The sequence below is a fragment of the Streptomyces sp. NPDC001544 genome (assembly GCF_042894285.1).
Classification (GTDB): Bacteria; Actinomycetota; Actinomycetes; order Streptomycetales; family Streptomycetaceae; genus Streptomyces.
Genome location: NZ_JBIAVN010000007.1, coordinates 113296 through 132230 on the forward strand (window position 1 = coordinate 113296; position 18935 = coordinate 132230).

Below are 18935 nucleotides of genomic sequence, written 5' to 3' on the forward strand. Positions count from 1 at the left end.
ACGATGCCAGAGAGCCGCCCGGCAATGGTCCGGCACGAAGGAGGACAGATGACGGCGACGGAGCTCTTCCGCAGTGCGCGGGACTTCCTGCTGGAGCACCGCGACGACTACGCCACGGCGTACGAGGGCTTCGACTGGCCGCGCCCCGAGCACTTCAACTGGGCGCTGGACTGGTTCGACGTCATCGCCTACGGCAACGACCGCACCGCCCTGCACATCGTCGAGGAGGACGGCACCGAGACCCGGCTGTCCTTCGCGGAGCTCGCCGAGCGTTCCAGCCGGGTCGCGAACCGGCTGCGGGAACGCGGCGTCGAGGCCGAGGACCGCGTACTGGTCATGCTCGGCAACCAGACCGAGCTGTGGGAGACGGCTCTGGCCGCGATGAAGCTGCGCGCCGTCGTCATCCCCGCCACCCCGCTGCTCGGCCCCGCCGATCTGCGCGACCGTGTCGAGCGGGGCCGGGTCAGGCATGTGATCGCGCGCGCGGAGGACACCGCGAAGTTCGCCGAGGTGCCCGGCGCCTACACCCGGATCGCCGTCGGCGGTCTGCCCGAGGAGGGCTGGGAGCCGTACGAGGACGCGTACACCGCACCCGCCGAGTTCCTCCCCGACGGGCCCACCCTCGCCGACGACCCGCTGATGCTCTACTTCACCTCCGGCACCACCGCCCGGCCCAAGCTGGTCGAGCACACCCACACCTCGTACCCGATCGGGCACCTGGCCACCATGTACTGGCTCGGCCTGAAGCCCGGCGACGTCCACCTGAACATCTCCTCACCCGGCTGGGCCAAGCACGCCTGGTCCAACCTCTTCGCCCCGTGGAACGCGGAGGCGACGGTCTTCGTCGTCAACTACACCCGTTTCGACCCGGCCCGGCTGATGGCCGAGATGGACCGGGCCCGGGTGACCACGTTCTGCGCCCCGCCGACCGTGTGGCGCATGCTCATCCAGGCCGACCTCGGGCAGCTCGCCACCCCGCCCCGCGAGGCCGCCGCCGCGGGTGAGCCGCTGAACCCCGAGGTCATCGAGCAGGTGCGGCAGGCCTGGGGCGTCACCATCCGGGACGGCTTCGGCCAGACCGAGACCGCGGTACAGGTGTCCAACAGCCCCGGCCAGCCCCTGAAGACCGGTTCCATGGGCCGGCCCAGCCCCGGCTACAAGGTGGAGCTGCTGGACCCGGTCTCCGGCGCCCCCGGCGCGACCGAGGGCGAGATCGCCCTCGACCTGTCCGCCCGGCCGGTCGGACTGATGGCCGGCTACCACGGCGACCCGGACCGCACGGCGGAGGCGATGGCGGGCGGCTACTACCGCACGGGAGACGTCGCCGCACGTGACGAGGACGGGTATCTGACGTACATCGGGCGCTCCGACGACGTCTTCAAGGCCTCCGACTACAAGATCAGCCCCTTCGAGCTGGAGAGCGCCCTGCTGGAGCACGAGGCGGTGGCCGAGGCGGCCGTCGTGCCCGCGCCGGACGAGCTGCGCCTGGCCGTGCCCAAGGCGTACGTCGTCCTCGCCGAGGGCTGGCAGCCCGGCGCCGACACCGCCAAGGTGCTCTTCGAACACTCCCGTGAGGTCCTCGCCCCCTACAAGCGCATCCGCCGACTGGAGTTCGGCGAACTGCCCAAGACCGTCTCCGGCAAGATCCGCCGGATCGAGCTGCGCGAGGCCACGGCCGCGGGCTCGGACAGGGAGTACCGCGAGGAGGACTTCCGGTGAGCGAACCGTCGTACACGCACGGGATCGGGGCCACCGCCCTGCTCGGCGACACCATCGGGGCGAACCTGGACCGCGCGGTCGCCGCATGGCCGGACCGCGAGGCACTGGTCGACGTGGCGTCCGGGCGGCGCTGGACGTACGCCGGGTTCGCCGCCGACGTCGACCGGCTGGCGTACGCGCTGCTGGCGAGCGGTGTCGCCAAGGGCGACCGGGTCGGCATCTGGGCGGTCAACTGCGCCGAGTGGGTGCTGGTCCAGTACGCCACCGCCCGGATCGGCGCGGTCATGGTGAACATCAACCCGGCCTACCGCACCCACGAGGTGGAGTACGTCCTGAACCAGGCCGGGATCTCCCTGCTGTTCGCCTCCCTCAGCCACAAGAGCAGTGACTACCGGGCGATGGTCGAGGAAGTGCGCGGCAGATGCCGCGAGTTGCGGGAGACCGTCTACATCGGCGACCCGAGCTGGGAGGCGATGCTCGGACGCGGGACGCCGGACCGACGCCCGGAACTGCTCGCGCGCGAGGCCGAGTTGTCCTGTGACGACCCCATCAACATCCAGTACACCTCGGGCACGACGGGCTTCCCCAAGGGTGCCACCCTCTCCCACCACAACATCCTCAACAACGGTTACTTCGTGGGGGAGTCGATCCGCTACACGGAGCAGGACAGGGTCTGCATCCCGGTCCCCTTCTACCACTGCTTCGGCATGGTCATGGGCAATCTGGCGGCCACCTCGCACGGCGCCTGCATGGTGATCCCGGCGCCGTCCTTCGATGCGAAGGCCACGCTGGAGGCGGTCCAGGAAGAGCGCTGCACCTCGCTGTACGGCGTGCCCACCATGTTCATCGCGGAGCTGAACCTCCCCGACTTCGCGACGTACGACCTCTCCTCGCTGCGCACCGGCATCATGGCGGGCTCGCCGTGCCCGGTGGAGGTGATGAAACGGGTGGTCGCCGAGATGCACATGGCGGAGGTCTCCATCTGCTACGGCATGACCGAGACCTCCCCGGTGTCGCTGCAGACACGGATCGACGACGACCTGGAACACCGCACGGGCACGGTCGGCCGGGTGCTGCCGCACCTGGAGGTGAAGATCGTCGAGCCGGTCAGCGGGGTCACCCAACCGCGCGGTACGGCGGGGGAGTTGTGCACCCGCGGCTACAGCGTGATGCTCGGCTACTGGAACGAGCCGGAGAAGACCGCCGAGGCGATCGACGCGGGACGCTGGATGCACACCGGGGACCTGGCGGTGATGCGCAAGGACGGGTACGTCGAGATCGTCGGGCGTATCAAGGACATGATCATCCGGGGCGGCGAGAACGTCTACCCGCGCGAGGTCGAGGAGTTCCTCTACACCCACCCCGGGATCCGGGACGTCCAGGTCGTCGGCGTGCCGCACGAGACGTACGGGGAGGAGGTCCTGGCCTGTGTCGTCCCGCGCGACCCGGCCGACCCTCCGACGCCGGCCGACATCCGCGCCTTCTGCGCCGGACGGCTCGCGCACTACAAGGTGCCGAGCCGGGTGGAGATCCTCGACGCTTTCCCGATGACGGTGTCCGGCAAGGTCCGCAAGGTGGAGCTGCGGGAGAGGTACGGGCGGCCGTAACTCATGGACTAGGGCCTGTCCGGCGGATCAGGTCGCAGGGCACGGGCGGTTCCTCATCGGTGCTGGTGAGCGGGGCGAATGGGGGTGCCCCCGCGCGAGCTCGTTCGAGCGTGGGGGAGCGTCCGGCTGCAAGGCGGAGGAGGGCGTCGACGCGATGGGGGTCCCCCCGCGCGAGCTCGTTCGAGCGTGGGGGAGTCGGCAACCGACGACAACGCCGGTGGGGGCACCGCCCGCTCGAGCGAAGCCGAGAGTGGGGGAGGGCGTGCCAGGCCCCGCGTCTGCGGCATGATCCGCCGGACAGGCCCTAGGCGCCCGTGGCGTCCAGGTCGTCGGCGACCGGGTTCACCGGCTGCGGGGTGCCCGTGAGGTCCAGCACGAACAGGGGGATGCCGAGGCCGTCGGCGCGGTCCCGGGCGGCGTCGGCGTACCCGGCGAGGGAGAAGTAGACGCACCTCGCGGCCTGCGCCATGGCCGTCAGCCACAGGCACTCCACGTCCCGCAGCGAGGCCGCGCGCACGATCGGGTCGACCTGGGCCAGCAGCCCGTGGGCGGCCAGACCGACGCCGGAGGGGGGACGCCGGTCGGCGCGGCGGATGTCGCGGTAGCCGAGCCGGCGCAGGTAGAGCGCGGCGGCGGTGACCGCGTCGCGCGGGGTGCGGATGGTCATCGGGCTCAGCGGTGGGCGGCGCGCCGGAAGGGGGCCCGGCCGGGGTCCGGTCGCCGACGGCACACCGGAGACCGGGAGGCGCAGCACGGTCCCGCACGGGCAGCCCAGTTCCGGGTGCGGCCACTGGTCGTGGCGGCCGCAGGACGCGCAGCGCACGGTGACCCAGTCGTCGTCCCAGGCCCGGTGCACGACGGTGACGGGCGTGGCCCCCCTGGCCAGCGGCGGGCTGACCGGGGCCCCACAGACGCAAGGGTACGAAGGCGCGGTGTAGACGTGCTCACGCCGGCAGGCCGGGCAGCGCACCGGCACGCTCTCGGACATGACCCCATCGTCGTCCAGCCGGACCCCCCTTGTCCGCCGAACGCCCCTGTCTTGTCCCCTGTCCTGTCCGCTGTCCTGTCCGTCACGGCACCGCTACCACTCGTGCTCGGAGAGGCCCGGCCAGTCGTCCGGTCCGCCGCCCTGCCACTCGATGAGGTCGCTCTCCTCGACCTCGACACGGTCCAGGTCGGCCAGCCGCAGGATCTCGACCACGTCGTCCAGGTGGGAGGCGAGCCCCAGGGTCACGTCACCCTCGGTGACCCGTCGCGAGCCGTCCAGGGCCGGGGAGTGCACGACGATGTGCGGATGCGGGGTCGGTGAATGTGCCATGTCTTCAGGCTGCTGCGGGCGGCACCGATCCGCACGCCGGACGACACGCGTCGGCGGGCCCCGGCACTCCGGGGCCCGCCGGCCTGCCATCCGGTCAACCGCGGATCAGCAGGACGCCTCCCATCGGTGGGAGCGGAACCTGACGTTGAGGCCCGGCCAGGTGTCGCCGTGCTGCGCGATGCAGTAGCCGTCACCGGTGTAGTTGGCGCCGGTGTAGAGGACGACGTAGCCGTACGAGGACGACGTGCCGCTGTTCTTGGCCGACCCGACGTTCTGGGTGTCGGACCACGAACACTGGATGCTGCCGCTCCACCAGTCCGGGTCGGCGTTCGACCACGTGCACCGGCTGCCCGTGCCGTTGCTGCCGGTCCACACGCACAGATCGCCGCTCGGACAGTCCCACGCCGCCTGCGTCGAGGCACTCGCGGTGTTCGGTGCGATGAGGCCGAGTGCGCCCGTGGCGAAGGTGATCGCGGCGGCGGCGAGGGCCCTGCGGCCCCGGCGGGGTGTGCGGCTGGACTTCCGATCGTGCTCCTGCTCGTACGAGGACATCCCGTGCCCTTTCTGGTGGACGGTGCCGAGAGGGTCCTACGGCTGGCGGGAATCCATGTTTCACGCTGGGCATGTCACTGTCATGCTCGTGCGAGTGCACTGACACTTCGCAGGTCGGCAACGGTGACGCACGGGGAAACGGATGCTCCGCTTTCACTTCACGGCCGAGGACCTCACCAGAGTCAGAGTGGCGACCGAACCGCATGCGCTCTGGGAGATCGCGGTCAGTCTGCACCGGCTCCAGACCCGCGAAGGCCGCTGGGCCTACGCGCACTGGTTCCGTACCGCACGTGCCTCGCTGCGCCGGACCGGGCTCGAGCGGACCGTGAAGACCTTCCTGTTGCCGCTCTTCCCGCGTGCCGGCTACTTCCCCGACTTCCTCACGCCGCCGGAGGGCACCCAGGGACTGGACGCCGGGCTGGAGGCGGTGCTGGCGACACCGAACGAACGGGTCGTGAGGGAGGTCGAGGCCCTCACCCGGGCCGTCGGTGCCCCGGCCTGGGTACGCCGGCTCGCCGAGCGGGACATGCGGGAACAACTGGTGGGCGCCCTGCGCGCCTACCACCGTGCGGTGATCGCCCCGCACGAGCAGCGCATCCAGGAATGCCTGCACGCCGAGCGGGCCCGGCACGCCCACACCCTGTTCCATTCCGGGACCGAGGGCGTGCTCACCGGGCTGGGCCCCACGATCCGCTGGCGGCCACCGGTCCTGGAGATCGACCCGTATCCCGACCACCGCGACGTCCACCTCGACGGACGGGGACTGCTGCTGATCCCCTCCTACTTCTGCTGGCACGCACCTGTGGCCCTGGCCGACCCGGGGCTCCCGCCCGTTCTGCTGTACCCCCTCCACCACCTGCCGGCGACACCCCCGCACGCCGACTCACCACCACTCGACATCCTGCTCGGCCCCACCCGCGCCGCCATCCTCAGGGCCAGCGAGACCGGCTCCACCACGACCGAGGCCGCCCGCCGGGCCGGCGTGACACCTACGACGGCGAGCCATCACACCGCCGTACTGCGCGACGCCGGCCTGATCACCAGCCACCGCCACGCCAACACGGTCCTGCACACCCTGACCCCCCTCGGAGCGGCCCTGCTGCGAACGGGGCCGGACGACCACTGAGCGTCCCGGGACAGCACACCTAGCGCAACTCTTCCTCCAGCAGGCCCATCGTGAACACGTCGTACCACTGCCCGTCACGCCGGAAGACCTGGCGCAGCCTGCCCTCGTCGACGAAGCCGACCTTCTGGTAGACCCGGTGGGCCGCGTGGTTCTCGGTGACGACGGTCAGCTGGATCTTGTGCAGCCGCATCTTCTGGAAGCCGTAGCGGCAGACCGCCCGCATCGTGTCCGTGGCGTAGCCGCGTCCCCAGTACTCCTTCTCACCGATGTAGAGGTCGAGCTCGGCGTACCCGGTCTCCGGTTCGGCGTCTCGCAGGCAGACGACGCCGATGAGTTTCGCGTCGTCGAGCACCTCGACCCCGAAGACCACCTTGCCGTACGCGTTGCGCGGCCGTTCCTCGGCCCGCTTCCTGACCTCGGCCAGTGACGGGGCGTAGTCGTCGTCCATCCAGCGCATCACGTCGGGGTCGTTGTGCCACCGCCACAGCGCTTCCGCGTCCGACGGCTCGAGCGGACGCAGCTTCACCAGATCACCGAACACCATGCGGCCAGCGAACACGCTCCGGCGGGCCGACTCAACCGAATTAACCGGACGTCAGAGCGCGTCGACCGCGCTCACCTTCCAGCCCCCTGACGTGCGGGTCATCGTCATCCGTACCCGGTTCAGATCCAGGCGGGAGCCCGAGACCCGGGTGCTCTGCGTGACCTGGTTGACGAAGAGCAGCACCACGGCCCGGTCCGGTGACGCCGATATGACGGAGGCCGCGGGGACGCCACCGCTCGCGGGTTCGGCGACCGTCGCCCGTACCACCCCGTGGTACTTCCTGGCCGTCGGCCCGACGACAGTCGTCGTGGTCTTCCGGTACTCGTCACGGAAGTGTCCGGTCAGGCGCTCCCGGGCGCGGGCGAAGTCCTGGTCCAGGTGCCGGTAGTCGTACGACAGCACGACCGGTGCGGCCTTCCGCGCGGCGGTGAGCGCCGCGTCCCGCGCGGCTTCCGCGCGCCGTCCCTCCCGGTACTGCCACCCGAGCAGGCAGACCACGGCCAGGGCGATGACGAGGAGGGCGCCGAGCACCACGGTGAGCAGCCACCGCCGGGACGGCGGCGGCGCGGCCCCGGTCTCGGGGGACCTCGGTGACGGCTCGCGCGGGGCGTCCCGGACGCCCGGGCTGCGCTGCTCGACCCGCTTGGCCGCGGCGCGGGCGGCCGCGGTCATCCTCCGGCGGGCCGGGGCGGCCGGGCCGCGGCTTCGGGTGGTCGGGATCGCCATGTCGGACTCCTTCACTGGTGGTGGCTGTCAGCCCACGAACTCGACATCGGACGTCAGCCAGCGCCCGCCCCGGCGCACCAGCTCCAACTGCAGCCGGTAGGTGCGGGCCTGCCCCCCGGGCACGGCGGTGTTGGTCACCTTGCTGTCGGCGACCACCAGAACGCGGGCCGAGCGGGCGTCGCAACGGATGATGCCGGCGTCGAGGACCTGGCCCTCGGAGACGGACCTGTTCTCGGCGACGAGCTTGGTCAGCTGCGCCGTCTGCGCGGTGAACTGCTTCTTGAAGCCGCCGGTGGCGCCCTTGAGGACGTTCGCGCTGTCCCGGTCGTAGTGCCGGTAGTCGAGCGAGGTGAAGTTCAGCGCCGACTGACGGGCCGCGGCCAGCACGTCCTGGCGCCGCTGTGCCGTCTCGTGCTGCTGGTGGAGGCCGAGGCCCAGCCAGACCGCCGACGCGGCCGTCAGCGTGGTCGCCAGGGCGAGCCCCACCGGCAGGGCTCTGCCCGACAGGCGCCTGCTCACTCCATCGGTCCAACGAGCAGCCATTGCCACGACTCCTTTCCGAACACCGTCTGCTGGCCGCCCGCCGAGCCGATCTCGACGGGCCTTCCGTCCGGACCGGTCGCGGTGCCGGTCTCCGGGTCGTACGGCGTGACGTACGCCGCCCGGTCCGCCCCGCCGGACGCGGTCCGCGCGCCGGGGGCGTTCTGCGCGCCCCGCACCGACGTGCTGCCGCCGCGCGGGACCGTGCAGCGCGCGTCGGTGTTCGCCGCGCGCGTGCTCGTGTCGGCCGGGTCCCGCCGGCTCGTGCCGTAGCCCTGAGTGCACGGCGGCGGGTCGTCGGCGTTCAGCACCAGCCCGAAGTGCGTGGTGCCGTCGCCCGGTACGACCGTGTAGCTGCCCGCCACCAGCGCCGGGAAGGTGACGAGGGCCTGCTCCACGCCGGGCAGGTGGGCCAGGGTGACCTGGCCGCCGCTGATCAGGTTGGCCAGCAGGACCGACAGCCGGGGCCCGGTGGAGCTCAGCAGCGAGTCGACCTGCCGGGCGGCCGGAGCGGCGTTGCCGATCAGCTTGCGCAGGTCACCGTCGCTCGACTTCACCTGTGCGGTGAGCAACGCGAGATCGTGCGCGAACGACTTGATCGACGAGCCCTGGTCGGCCTGTGTCTTCAGGACCTTGTGCGAGTCGTCGATCAGCGAGACGGTCTCCGGCAGCGACTCGGACGCCGACTCCACGAGCGCGTTTCCGGAGTCCACCAGCCGGCTCAGGTTCGGCCCGGTACCGGAGAACGCCTTGCCCAACTCGTCGACGGTGACCCGCAGATCGTTCTTGCCGACCGAGTTCACCAGCCGGTCCAGGCTGAGCACGAGGTCCGTGTTGGGCAGCGGCAGACGGGTGTCGTCGCGGGGGATGGTGCTGCCGTCGAGGAGGTACGGGCCCTTGGACGTACGCGGCTGCAGGTCGACGTACTGCTCGCCCACCGCCGAACGGTCCGCCACCACGGCAAGGGTGTCCGCGGGGATCCGCGGTGCCCCGTCGTCGATGTCGAGGGAGACGGAGACGCCGCCTGCGCCGGTCAGCCCCAGCGTGCCGACGCGGCCCACCGGCACCCCGCGGTAGGTGACCTCGGCGCCGGGGAAGACGCCCCCGGAGTCGGCGAAGTCCGCCCGCACCGTGTAGCCGCGGTCCAGGACGTCGTCGGCCAGGCCGGTGTACTCGGCGCCGACGTAACCCACCCCGACGGCGGTGAGCGCGCAGAAGGCGATCAACTGCGCCTTGACGGTACGGGTGATCACGGCTGGACCCCCTTCAGCATCAGCTCGGCGAGCGCGAGGTCGATGCCCCCGGGCGGTTTCGCGCCGCTGGTGTAGGCGCTGGTGCACACCGGCGGGCACAGCGGCCCGCTCGGCCCGCCGCCCGAGGGGGCCGACGGCACGGACGGCGCCGACGGCAGGCCCGGGGTGCTCGGCAGCGCGGTCGGCGTGGGGACGCTCGGCAGGTGCGGGGGGCCCGGGAGATCCGGCACGCCGGGGGTCCCGGGACTCTTCGAACCGCCCTTGCCCTTCCCCGAGTCGCCACCCGCCAGATTGCCGTAGAGGTCGGCCAGGTCGAGGTCGGCGGTGATGTGCAGGTTGACGTAGTCGCCCTTGACGGCGTCCACGGCGTTGCGGGGGAACGGGTAAGTGGTCAGCAGTTCGAGGGAGTTCGGCAGGTCGCTGCCCGCCTTGTTCAGCTGCCGCAGGATCGGCCGGAGCTGCTCGAGGTCGGCCACCGTGTCGTCGTGCGAGGCGGTGACGACCCTGGTGCCCGTCGTGCCGAGCTTGGACAGGGCGGTGAGCATCCTCGTCAGATCGCGCCGCTGGCCGGCGAGGACCTTCAACGCGGGTGGCATGGTGTCGACGGCCTCGGCGATGGTCTTCTTCTCCTTTCCGAGCCGCCCCGCGAGACGGTCGACGGCCTCGATCGCGTGGACGATGTCCCTGCGCTGGTCGTCCAGGGAGCCGATGAAGGTGTCGAGCTCCTTCAGCAGGGACCGGACCCGGTTCTCCCGGCCGTCCAGGGCCTTGTTCAGCTCCACGGTGATCGTCTTCAGCTGGGCCACACCACCACCGTTGAGCAGGGCGGACAGCGCGGACAGCACCTCCTCGACCTCCGGGTTGCGGCCGCTGCGGGACAACGGGATGCGGTCGCCGTCCTGGAGCCGGCCCACCGCGGCGGTGCCGGCCGGGGCGGCGAGTGCCACGTACTTCTCGCCGAGCAGGCTGGTCTGCCGCAGCTCGGCGACCGCGTTGGCCGGCAGCTTCACCGAGTCGGCGATCCGCAGCCGCACCCGCGCGTGCCAGCCGTCCAGCCGCACCTTCTCCACGGCTCCCACGGTGACGTCGTCGACCTTCACCGCCGACTGCGGCACCAGGTCGAGGACGTCACGGAACTCGACGGTGACGTGGTACGCGTGGCCGTCGTCGGCGGCCCCGCCGGGCAGCGGGATGTCGTACCAGCCGTTGAAGGAGCAGCCGGACAACAGCAGCGAACCGGCCGCCGTCCAGGCGATCGAAGCGCCCTTGCGCCGCAGGTTCATGCGCCCGCCCCCAGGATCCCGCCGAGCGTCCGGTCGGTCGTGCCCGTCACCGCGGCGGTCTTCGGCAACGCGGGCAGGGAGTCGAAGAGCTGCTTCAGCTGCGTGCAGTCGGGGTTCTTGCCGCCCGTGTCGCCGGTGGTCCTCAGCACGGAGCACAGGAACGACGCCGGATCCTGCGCCTGCTGGGCGTTGTTGCGGGTGTCGAGGGTGCCGGCGGACGGGTTGTAGGCGTTGTTCAGGTTGGACAGGCCCGTGGGGGCCACCCGCAACAGCTCGTCCAGCGCGGCCCGTTCGGTGACGAGCACCTTGGTCACCTTGCTGAGGCCCCGCACGTTCGAGGTCAGCGACTCCTTGTTCCTCTTCACGAAGGCGGCGACGTCGCCGAGCGCCGACCCCAGGTTCGTGAGCGCCGCCGCGAGGTCCTCGCGCTCGCCCGCGAGCTGCTTCGCGACGCCCGCGAGGCCGCTGTTGAAGGACCGCACGTTCTGGTCGTCGGCGGCGAGCGCCGCCGTGAACACCTGCAGGTTGCGCACCGTGCCGAACAGGTCGGTGCGGCCGTCGGACAGTGTGGTGACCGCCTGCGAGAGGTCCTGGACCGTCCGGTTGAGGTTCCCGCCCTGCCCGTCGAGGTTGTCGGCGCTCACCTTGAGCAGCCGCGAGAGGGAGCCGTCCTTGTTGGCACCCTGGGGACCGAGCGCGTCGGCTGTCGTGTGCAGGCTGTCGAAGACACGGTCCAGTTCCACGGGCACGGCGGTGCGCGACTCGGGGATGACGGCGCCGTCGCGCAGTACCGGGCCCTTCCGGTACACCGGCAGCAACTGCACGTAACGGTCGCTGACCACCGAGGAGTTGATGATCGCCGCCCTGGCGTCGGCGGGGACTCTGCGCCCCGCGTCGTACTCCAGCTCCACCCGCACCCGGTCGCCCTCCGGAGTGATCTTCTTGACCTGGCCGATCCGTACGCCGAGGACGCGGACGTCCGAGCCGGGGTAGACGCCGACGGTGCGCGGGAAGTAGGCGGTGACATGCGTCTTCGCGGGCCGCGGCCACAGGGCGTGGGCGAGGGCGGCGACCAGGGCCAGTGCGGTGAGCAGGGCCAGGCGTGCGCGCATCCTCCTCATCGGGTGCCTCCCGTCCGGGGTGCCACCGGAGCGGCCACGAGGTTCTGGACGTAGGAGTCGAACCAGCGTCCGTTGCCGAGGGTGTTGGTGAACACCCGCGCATAGGGCGCGAGCAGCCTGACACTGCGGTCGAGAGCGGCCTGGTTGCGTTCGAGCATCTGCACCACCTGCTTCAGGCCCCCCAACGCGGGCCCGATCTCCTTGTCGTTGTCCCGGACCGCGCCGGAGAGCCCGATGCCGAGCGCGGCGGAGGTCTTCAGCAGCTTGTGGATCGCCGTGCGCCGCCTGCTGATCTCCTGGAAAAGCTTGTCGCCGTCGTCGACCAGCGCGGTCAGGTCCGCGGAGCGGTCGGCCAGCACACCCGTGGTGCCCTTCGCGTGGCGCAGGAGTTCGCCGAGCGCCTTGTCCCGCGAGGCCACCGTCCGGGAGATTCTCGACAGGCCCTTGATGGACGCGCGTACCTCGGGGGGCGAGTCCTGGAAGGTCGTGGAGAGGGTGTCCAGGGCCTTCGCCAGCCGTCCGGTGTCGATCTTCTCGGAGGTGGTGGTCAGGTCGCTGAACGCCTGCACGACGTCGTACGCGGCGACCGTCCGCCCCAGGGGGATCTCAGCTCCGGGCTTCAACTGCCCCGGCCCCTTGGGAAGCAGCGCCAGGTACTTGGCGCCGAGGATCGTCCTGACCCGGATCGCCGCACCGGTCTCGGTGCCGAACGCCGGATCCCCCTTCACCTTGAAGGTGACCTTGACGTGGTCGCCGTCCAGGTCGACGTCCTCGACCTTGCCGACCTTCACCCCGGCGATCCGCACCTCGTCCCCGGGCTTCAGCCCGCCCGCCTCGGAGAAGGCCGCGCTGTACGTCCTGCCGTCGCCGATGAACGGCAGGCTGTCGGCGTTGAACGCGGCCACGGCCAGCAGGACGAGGACGGTGAGACCGACGGCACCGATCACCACGGGGTTGCGGTCACGGAACGGAACCGGGTGGGGCCGACGCATCCGGGGGAGCCTGATCCGCGGCGGATCGACGCGCACCCGCACCAACGGCTGGGGGCCGCGGGGTCGGGGCGCCCGGCGAGGCAGCCGTGGCCTGGGCAGCCTCGGCGGGTCGACACGGACCTTGATCAGCGGCTCCGGACGCTTCGTGCGGGTCACGCGCTTCGTGCGGGTCATGCGCCGCACCTCGCCCTCGCCACCCGCAGATCCGGGGTGAGCACCTGCTTCGTCCTCGGCAGCACGATCCGGCCGTCGAAGTCGCAGAGGTAGAAGTTGAACCAGGAGCCGTAGGACGCGACCCCCGTCAGGGCGTTGAGTTTGTCCGGCAGCCGCTTCAGCACGCCCTCCACCGTCTTGTCGTTGTCGTTCAGCGTTCCGGTGAGGCCGGCCAGCCCGGCGATGTCGTCCTTCAGCGGCGGCCGCGCGTCCTTCAGCAGCTCCGAGGTGGCGTCGTTAAGGTCGCCGATGTTCACCAGCGACTCACCGATGGGCTTGCGGTCGGCGGACAGACCGGAGACCACCCGCCGCAACTGGACCAGGAGTTCGGAGAAGCGGGCACCCCGCTTGTCCAGCGTCCCCAGCACCGTGTTCAGGTTGTCGATCACCGAGCCGATCAGCTTGTCCCGGTCGGCCAGCGTCGTGGTGAGCGAGGCCGTGTGCACCAGCAGGCTGTCGACCGTGCCGCCCTCGCCCTGCAGCGTCCTGATGATCTCGGTGGCGAGCTGGTTGACGTCGCTCGGGCTGAGCGCGGCGAACAGCGGCTTGAAGCCGTTCAGCAGCGCGTTGAGGTCCAGGGCCGGCTGGGTGCGCGAGAGCGGGATCGTGGCCCCGGGCTTCAGCGCGGTGCCGTCGCCCGCGCCCTCGGTCAGGGCGACGTACCGCTGCCCCACCAGGTTCCGGTACCGGATGACCGCGTGGGTGCCGGTCAGCAGCGGCCGGTCCGCGCCGACGCTGAAGGTGATCTCCGCCAGTGTCCGGTCCTTGATCCCGATGCTCTCGACCTGACCGACCCGCACCCCGGCCACCCGGATGTCGTCGCCCTTCTCCAGACCGGTGACGTCGCTGAACACCGCTCGGTAGGTGTGCTCGTGGGCGAAGGAGACGTTGACGATGGTCGCGGCGAGCAGCGCCGTCGCCAGGATCGTCACCAGCGCGAAGAGAGAGAACTTGATCAAGGGGGCGGTGGTCTGCCGGGCTCCTGCGGTGCTCATGCGACGCTCACCGCCGTCCCGCGGGCCAGCGGCCCGAACAGCAGCGTCGTGACCGGCGGCACCTCGTCGGCGGGCACACCCAGCACGGGTGAGACCAGTGAGCCGACGGCACGCTGCTCGGCCCGGGTGGCGGAGACGCCGGGTGGACCGGACGAACCCGGCTGCTGGGAACCGTCGTCGAGATGGACACCCGGCGCGGGCACGGAAGGATGCGGCAGGTCACGGCAGTTCGGCCCCGACCGGTCGGCGTAGCGGGGTTCCTCACCCGGCCGGTACGCCCCCTGCGGGCGCACCGCCTCCAGCGTGATGTGCATCTCGCCGCCCCGGAACGCCTGCTCGGAGGCCTGCTCCTCGTGGACCAGGCCGGCGAACAGGCAGGGGTACTCGGGGGAGTAGCGGGCGAAGAGCTCCAGCGTGGGGCGGGAGACCCGGCCGAGGGTGATCAGCCGGTCGCCGTTCGCGTCCAGGAAGTCCCCGGCGGTGGCGGCCATCCCGGCGGTCGTGGTGAGCGCGGACGCGATGTGCTCGCGCTCCTCGACCAGCGTGCGGCTGGTGGTGACGGTGTCGCGCAGGATCGACATCAGGTCCGGCGCCGCGTCGCCGTAGACCTCGGCCACGTCGGCCAGCCGGGCGAAGTCCTCGGTGAGCGTGGGCAGATGGGGGTCGAGGCGGTGCAGGTAGGCCTGCACGCGGATGAGGTTGTCGCCGATCCGGTCGCCGCGCCCCTCCAGGGCGGTGGCGAAGGCGGACAGCGTGGCGTCGAGCTTGCCGGGTCGCACGGTCCGCAGCAGCGGCAGCAGGTCGTTCATCAGCTGCTGCAGTTCGATGCCGACGCGGGTGCGGTCCTGGGTGATGACGTCACCGGCACGGATGGGACGAACCGCCGGGGAAGCCGAGGAAGCGGAGCGCGCGGGCTCGACCAGGTCGACGTACTTCTCGCCGAACAGCGTCTTCGGCAGCAGGCGCGCGTGCACGTCGGCCGGGATGTCGGCGACGTATTCCGGCTTGAGCGCGATGTCGAGCGTCGCCTTGCTGCCGTCGGCGTGCACCGCGCGCACCTCGCCGACCAGCAGCCCGCGCAGTTTGACGTCGGCCATCGGTTCGAGCTGGTTGCCGAGGCTGTCGGCCTGCAGCTCGATCCGTACGGCTGGGGTGAACGCCTGCCGGTACACGGCGACCGACAGCGACAGCAGCAGGGCGAGCACGGCGATGAACAGCACGCCGTACAACCGCAGTTTCAGCGCCCTCACACGGCTCACAGGGCTCACCCGGCTCACCCCGCGATCCGCACGGTCGTGTTGGCGCCCCAGATCGCCAGGGACAGGAAGAAGTCCAGGACGTTGATCGCGACGATCGAGGTCCGCACGGCGCGGCCCACCGCGACGCCGACGCCCGCCGGGCCGCCGCTCGCGTGGTAGCCGTAGTAGCAGTGCACCAGAATGATCAGGACGGCGAAGACCAGCACCTTCCCGAACGACCACAGCACGTCGACCGGCGGCAGGTACTGCTGGAAGTAGTGGTCGTAGGTGCCCGCGGACTGCCCGTAGTAGCCGGTGGTGATGGTGCGGGCGGCCAGGTACGAGGACAGCAGCCCGATCACGTACAGCGGGACGACGGCGACGAAACCGGCGATCATCCGGGTGGTCACCAGGAACGGCAGCGAGGGCACGCCCATCACCTCGAGCGCGTCGGTCTCCTCGCTGATCCGCATCGCGCCGAGCTGCGCGGTGAAGCCGGCGCCGACCGTCGCGGACAGCGCGAGTCCCGCCACCAGCGGGGCTATCTCCCGGGTGTTGAAGTACGCCGACAGGAACGCCACGAAGTTCGAGGTGCCGAGCTGGTTCAGGGCGGCGTACCCCTGCAGGCCCACCTCCGTGCCGGTGAAGAACGACAGGAAGGCGATCACCCCGACCGTGCCGCCCACCACGGCGAGGGCGCCCCGGCCGAAGCTCACCTCGGCGAGCAGCCGCAGGATCTCCTTCTTGTAGCGGCGCAACGTCCGGCCGGTCCACGCCAGCGACCGGCCGTAGAAGGAGAGCTGACCGCCCAGCTCCTCCAGCTCCTTCAGCAGTGCCATGCCTCAGCCCCTCTGCGGGACGACCTGGAAGTACACCGCGGTCATCACGAAGTTCGTCACGAACAGCAACATGAAGGTGATCACCACGGACTGGTTCACGGCGTCGCCCACACCCTTCGGACCGCCCTTCGCGGTGAGCCCCATGTACGAGGCGACGACGGCCGCGATCGCCCCGAACACCAGCGCCTTGATCTCCGCCGCCCACAGGTCGGAGAGCTGGGCGAGGGTGGTGAACGACGCCAGGTAGGCGCCGGGTGTGCCGTGCTGCAGCACGACGTTGAAGAAGTAGCCGCCCGCCACGCCGACCACCGACACCAGGCCGTTGAGCAGCACCGCCACCACCATCGAGGCCAGCACCCGCGGCACGACCAGCCGGTGGATCGGGTCGATGCCCAGCACCTGCATCGCGTCGATCTCGTCGCGGATCTTCCGCGCCCCCAGGTCCGCGCAGATCGCCGTGCCGCCGGCGCCGGCGATCAGCAGCGCCGTGACGATCGGCGACGCCTCCCGCAGCACCGCCAGCACCGAGGCGGCCCCGGAGAACGACTGGGCGCCGAGCTGCCGGGTCAGACTGCCGATCTGCAGCGCGATCACCGCGCCGAAGGGGATGGACACGAGGGCCGTCGGCAGGATGGTGACGCTCGCGACGAACCAGGCCTGCTGGATGAACTCCCTTGTTTGGAAAGGCCGTCGGGGAATCGTGCGCATGACGTCCAGGGCCATCGCGAACAGGTTCCCCGACTGCCGGAGCGCTCCGGTCGGTGACAGTCTCATGCCCCGGCGACCGCCTTCCGGTGGCGCAGCTCGGCCTCGTGCCGCGCGATCGCCTCCCAGCGGGCGGGCCGGGTGATGCCCGGTCCCGGCAGCAGGCGGGGAGGGAGCGTCCGGCTGCCGGGGGCTTGTGCGGTGCCGTCGTCGCCGAGCGCGGCCAGCTCCTGCTCGACCTGGGCCGCGTCCTTCTCCTCCGCCATGCCGATGGGGCCCTGCATCCGGCCGTTCAGGAACTGCCGGACCACCGGCTCGTCACTGGTCAGCAGTTCCTCGCGCGGCCCGAACATGACCAGTTCCCGCCGGAACAGCAGGCCGATGTTGTCCGGGACCTGGCGGGCCGAGGCGATGTCGTGCGTGACGATCAGGAAGGTCGCGTCGATCTGGGCGTTGAGGTCGACGATGAGCTGGTTGAGATAGGCGACCCGCACCGGGTCGAGACCGGAGTCGGGCTCGTCGAACAGGATGATCTCGGGGTCCAGGACGAGAGCGCGGGCGAGACCGGCCCGCTTGCGCATCCCGCCGGAGATCTCACCGGGCAGCTTTCCCTCCGCGCCGATCAGCCCGACCATGTCCATCTTCTCCAGCACGATGCGCCGGATCCGGCTCTCCGGCTTCCGGGTGTGCTCGCGCAGGGGGAAGGCGATGTTGTCGTACAGGTTCATCGAGCCGAACAGCGCGCCGTCCTGGAACAGCACGCCGAACAGCTTCCGCACCTCGTACAGCTCGTGCTCGCGGAGCCGGGTGATGTCCCGCCCCGCGATCGTCACCGAGCCCCGGTCCGGTTTCAGCAGGCCCACGAGCGTCTTGAGGAAGACCGACTTGCCCGTGCCCGACGGGCCGAGCATGACGGAGACCTCCCCGGCGGGCAGCGTCAGCGAGACGTCCCGCCAGATGACCTGGTGACCGAAGGACTTGGTCAGCCCTTCGACACAGATCTCGACACCCATCCGGTCCACCTCTCGGCCCGTGGAGCAGCTCCGACATCTGCTCTACGGGGAGGGGGCGGGGGTCCGTCGCGGGAGAGGGAAACTTTTTTCGGGGGGCCTACGGCAGCGGGGTGAGGGGCGGGACGGAGATCGGGACGGAGGGAGCGACGGACGCCTTCGGGAGCGGCGGCGGCGTCGTCGGCGCCGCGGACGCGTCCGGGAGGGCGGGCAGGGTCGGCACGCTCGGGAGCTCCGACACGCTCGGCACCTCGGGAACGGTCGGCACCGGTGACAGCGAGGCGGCCGGCAGGGGTGGCACCGACAGCGGCAGCAGCGACCGGCCGGGGGCGCCGGCCGACGGCACCGCCCCGCGAGGCGTCGCGGTGGCCGACAGCACCCGGACGGCCGGGGCGGGCGGCCGGGAGCCGCCGGACCGTACGGCCTCGGGGGTGGTCCCGGACGCGGGAGACGCGGCGGGCGGCGGGGTCCTGCCCGGCGGGTCACCGTGCAGCGTGTACGGCAGCACGAACCCGGCCACCGCCAGGGTCGCCGCCGTCGACGCCACCGCCACCGCCTTGCCGCCCGCCCGCAGCCGCACCCGACCGGCGAGGAACACGGCGACCCCGAGCGTCGCGGCCAGCGAGTTCCGCAGCGTCCGCCGGGCCCGGGCGAGGAGCGACTCGACGGTCCGGTAACTCAGGCCCATCTTGACGGCGACCTGGCCCACGTCCAGGTCCTCGGACTTCAGCCACAGCGCCTCCGCCTGCCGCTCGGGCAGCTCCCCGCTGCGCACGGCCAGCCACCTGGCCTCGGCCCGGTCGCACACGGCCTCCTCGACCGGCACCGGCCCGGGCGTGATCAGCGTCGGACTGGTGCGCACCTCCGCCTCACGGTTGACCTGCCGGTAGCGGTCCACGCACAGCCGCATCGTGACCGTCGTCAGCCAGGCGACCAGCCGCTCGTCGTCCAGGTCGGGCCGCTCGGCGGCGCGCAGCATCGCCTCGTGCACCGCGTCCTCGGCGTCCTCCTGGCTCATCGACCGGCGCCGGGCCACCTTGAGCAGGTGCTCGCGGTGGCTCCACATGCGCTGCCAGCGCTCGTCGGCGGCCGGCGTCTGAGCAGGCATGTCACTCGCCATGAGGGGCCCTTTCGCGCTCCCCCGCCGGAGTCGT

At 71.3% G+C, this 18935-nt stretch carries 19 protein-coding genes; 3 read left to right on the top strand and 16 right to left on the bottom strand.

Features of this window, described 5'->3' with window-relative positions; translation table 11 throughout:
• Nucleotides 1-48: 48 nt before the first annotated feature.
• Complete coding sequence (locus ACFY0F_RS19825) at nucleotides 49-1719, top strand: AMP-binding protein (protein WP_388795531.1); 1671 nt, start codon at nucleotides 49-51, stop codon at nucleotides 1717-1719.
• Nucleotides 1716-3326 carry an AMP-binding protein gene (locus ACFY0F_RS19830; RefSeq protein WP_388795534.1) on the top strand — a complete coding sequence of 537 codons (1611 nt, stop codon included), beginning with the start codon at nucleotides 1716-1718 and terminating at the stop codon, nucleotides 3324-3326. Before ACFY0F_RS19825 ends, ACFY0F_RS19830 begins: the two co-directional genes overlap by 4 nt.
• 304 nt (nucleotides 3327-3630) lie before the next feature.
• Here the strand turns inward: ACFY0F_RS19830 and ACFY0F_RS19835 are convergent, their stop codons facing one another.
• The 3 genes from ACFY0F_RS19835 to ACFY0F_RS19845 all read right to left on the bottom strand — a co-directional run bounded on the left by ACFY0F_RS19835 (nucleotide 3631) and on the right by ACFY0F_RS19845 (nucleotide 5196).
• Entirely contained in the window at nucleotides 3631-4314 is a 684-nt protein-coding gene (locus ACFY0F_RS19835) for a hypothetical protein (protein ID WP_388795537.1), read from the bottom strand.
• A gap of 93 nt (nucleotides 4315-4407) precedes the next feature.
• Nucleotides 4408-4644 (bottom strand): hypothetical protein, encoded by a 237-nt coding sequence (locus ACFY0F_RS19840; RefSeq protein WP_388795540.1) that lies wholly within the window; start codon nucleotides 4642-4644, stop codon nucleotides 4408-4410.
• A gap of 105 nt (nucleotides 4645-4749) precedes the next feature.
• The gene (locus ACFY0F_RS19845) at nucleotides 4750-5196 is read right to left on the bottom strand and encodes a peptidase inhibitor family I36 protein (protein WP_388795543.1); all 447 of its coding nucleotides are present in this window, start codon (nucleotides 5194-5196) and stop codon (nucleotides 4750-4752) included.
• Between the two features lie 142 nt (nucleotides 5197-5338).
• Between ACFY0F_RS19845 and ACFY0F_RS19850 the strand changes: the two genes are divergently transcribed.
• Nucleotides 5339-6322 (top strand): DUF5937 family protein, encoded by a 984-nt coding sequence (locus tag ACFY0F_RS19850; RefSeq protein ID WP_388795546.1) that lies wholly within the window; start codon nucleotides 5339-5341, stop codon nucleotides 6320-6322.
• Nucleotides 6323-6341: 19 nt separating this feature from the next.
• Here the strand turns inward: ACFY0F_RS19850 and ACFY0F_RS19855 are convergent, their stop codons facing one another.
• The 13 genes from ACFY0F_RS19855 to ACFY0F_RS19915 form a co-directional block, all read right to left on the bottom strand.
• Complete coding sequence (locus tag ACFY0F_RS19855) at nucleotides 6342-6866, bottom strand: GNAT family N-acetyltransferase (RefSeq protein ID WP_388795549.1); 525 nt, start codon at nucleotides 6864-6866, stop codon at nucleotides 6342-6344.
• Between the two features lie 51 nt (nucleotides 6867-6917).
• Nucleotides 6918-7592 (bottom strand): hypothetical protein, encoded by a 675-nt coding sequence (locus ACFY0F_RS19860; protein ID WP_388795552.1) that lies wholly within the window; start codon nucleotides 7590-7592, stop codon nucleotides 6918-6920.
• A 27-nt stretch (nucleotides 7593-7619) separates the two neighbouring features.
• The gene (locus ACFY0F_RS19865; RefSeq protein ID WP_388795555.1) at nucleotides 7620-8135 is read right to left on the bottom strand and encodes a hypothetical protein; all 516 of its coding nucleotides are present in this window, start codon (nucleotides 8133-8135) and stop codon (nucleotides 7620-7622) included.
• Nucleotides 8108-9385, bottom strand: a complete 1278-nt coding sequence (locus ACFY0F_RS19870) for an MCE family protein (protein WP_388795558.1) — start codon at nucleotides 9383-9385, stop codon at nucleotides 8108-8110. The genes ACFY0F_RS19865 and ACFY0F_RS19870 overlap by 28 nt, the downstream gene beginning before the upstream one ends.
• Entirely contained in the window at nucleotides 9382-10668 is a 1287-nt protein-coding gene (locus tag ACFY0F_RS19875) for an MCE family protein (RefSeq protein WP_388795560.1), read from the bottom strand. Before ACFY0F_RS19875 ends, ACFY0F_RS19870 begins: the two co-directional genes overlap by 4 nt.
• Nucleotides 10665-11780, bottom strand: coding sequence for an MCE family protein (locus ACFY0F_RS19880; protein ID WP_388795563.1), 1116 nt, complete (start codon nucleotides 11778-11780; stop codon nucleotides 10665-10667). The genes ACFY0F_RS19875 and ACFY0F_RS19880 overlap by 4 nt, the downstream gene beginning before the upstream one ends.
• Nucleotides 11781-11785: 5 nt before the next feature.
• Nucleotides 11786-12781 carry an MCE family protein gene (locus tag ACFY0F_RS19885; protein ID WP_388796221.1) on the bottom strand — a complete coding sequence of 332 codons (996 nt, stop codon included), beginning with the start codon at nucleotides 12779-12781 and terminating at the stop codon, nucleotides 11786-11788.
• Between the two features lie 170 nt (nucleotides 12782-12951).
• Nucleotides 12952-13989, bottom strand: coding sequence for an MCE family protein (locus tag ACFY0F_RS19890; protein ID WP_388795566.1), 1038 nt, complete (start codon nucleotides 13987-13989; stop codon nucleotides 12952-12954).
• Nucleotides 13986-15239 carry an MCE family protein gene (locus tag ACFY0F_RS19895; protein ID WP_388796224.1) on the bottom strand — a complete coding sequence of 418 codons (1254 nt, stop codon included), beginning with the start codon at nucleotides 15237-15239 and terminating at the stop codon, nucleotides 13986-13988. The genes ACFY0F_RS19890 and ACFY0F_RS19895 overlap by 4 nt, the downstream gene beginning before the upstream one ends.
• Nucleotides 15240-15262: 23 nt before the next feature.
• Nucleotides 15263-16066, bottom strand: coding sequence for an MlaE family ABC transporter permease (locus ACFY0F_RS19900; RefSeq protein WP_388795569.1), 804 nt, complete (start codon nucleotides 16064-16066; stop codon nucleotides 15263-15265).
• Nucleotides 16067-16069: 3 nt separating this feature from the next.
• Nucleotides 16070-16840, bottom strand: a complete 771-nt coding sequence (locus tag ACFY0F_RS19905) for an MlaE family ABC transporter permease (protein ID WP_388795572.1) — start codon at nucleotides 16838-16840, stop codon at nucleotides 16070-16072.
• Nucleotides 16837-17784, bottom strand: coding sequence for an ABC transporter ATP-binding protein (locus ACFY0F_RS19910; protein WP_388795575.1), 948 nt, complete (start codon nucleotides 17782-17784; stop codon nucleotides 16837-16839). The genes ACFY0F_RS19905 and ACFY0F_RS19910 overlap by 4 nt, the downstream gene beginning before the upstream one ends.
• Nucleotides 17785-17881: 97 nt before the next feature.
• Nucleotides 17882-18889: a sigma-70 family RNA polymerase sigma factor gene (locus ACFY0F_RS19915; RefSeq protein ID WP_388795578.1), complete on the bottom strand. Its 1008-nt coding sequence runs from the start codon at nucleotides 18887-18889 to the stop codon at nucleotides 17882-17884.
• Nucleotides 18890-18935: the final 46 nt, after the last annotated feature.

What these genes read in the sequence shown, in the direction of transcription:
- ACFY0F_RS19825 (WP_388795531.1), top strand. Translation starts at nt 49, where the DNA reads ATGACGGCGACGGAGCTCTTCCGCAGTGCGCGGGACTTCCTGCTGGAG.
- ACFY0F_RS19835 (WP_388795537.1), bottom strand. Translation starts at nt 4,314, where the DNA reads ATGTCCGAGAGCGTGCCGGTGCGCTGCCCGGCCTGCCGGCGTGAGCAC.
- ACFY0F_RS19840 (WP_388795540.1), bottom strand. Translation starts at nt 4,644, where the DNA reads ATGGCACATTCACCGACCCCGCATCCGCACATCGTCGTGCACTCCCCG.
- ACFY0F_RS19845 (WP_388795543.1), bottom strand. Translation starts at nt 5,196, where the DNA reads ATGTCCTCGTACGAGCAGGAGCACGATCGGAAGTCCAGCCGCACACCC.
- ACFY0F_RS19850 (WP_388795546.1), top strand. Translation starts at nt 5,339, where the DNA reads ATGCTCCGCTTTCACTTCACGGCCGAGGACCTCACCAGAGTCAGAGTG.
- ACFY0F_RS19855 (WP_388795549.1), bottom strand. Translation starts at nt 6,866, where the DNA reads ATGGTGTTCGGTGATCTGGTGAAGCTGCGTCCGCTCGAGCCGTCGGAC.
- ACFY0F_RS19860 (WP_388795552.1), bottom strand. Translation starts at nt 7,592, where the DNA reads ATGGCGATCCCGACCACCCGAAGCCGCGGCCCGGCCGCCCCGGCCCGC.
- ACFY0F_RS19865 (WP_388795555.1), bottom strand. Translation starts at nt 8,135, where the DNA reads ATGGCTGCTCGTTGGACCGATGGAGTGAGCAGGCGCCTGTCGGGCAGA.
- ACFY0F_RS19875 (WP_388795560.1), bottom strand. Translation starts at nt 10,668, where the DNA reads ATGAACCTGCGGCGCAAGGGCGCTTCGATCGCCTGGACGGCGGCCGGT.
- ACFY0F_RS19880 (WP_388795563.1), bottom strand. Translation starts at nt 11,780, where the DNA reads ATGCGCGCACGCCTGGCCCTGCTCACCGCACTGGCCCTGGTCGCCGCC.
- ACFY0F_RS19885 (WP_388796221.1), bottom strand. Translation starts at nt 12,781, where the DNA reads ATGCGTCGGCCCCACCCGGTTCCGTTCCGTGACCGCAACCCCGTGGTG.
- ACFY0F_RS19890 (WP_388795566.1), bottom strand. Translation starts at nt 13,989, where the DNA reads ATGAGCACCGCAGGAGCCCGGCAGACCACCGCCCCCTTGATCAAGTTC.
- ACFY0F_RS19900 (WP_388795569.1), bottom strand. Translation starts at nt 16,066, where the DNA reads ATGGCACTGCTGAAGGAGCTGGAGGAGCTGGGCGGTCAGCTCTCCTTC.
- ACFY0F_RS19905 (WP_388795572.1), bottom strand. Translation starts at nt 16,840, where the DNA reads ATGAGACTGTCACCGACCGGAGCGCTCCGGCAGTCGGGGAACCTGTTC.
- ACFY0F_RS19910 (WP_388795575.1), bottom strand. Translation starts at nt 17,784, where the DNA reads ATGGGTGTCGAGATCTGTGTCGAAGGGCTGACCAAGTCCTTCGGTCAC.
- ACFY0F_RS19915 (WP_388795578.1), bottom strand. Translation starts at nt 18,889, where the DNA reads ATGCCTGCTCAGACGCCGGCCGCCGACGAGCGCTGGCAGCGCATGTGG.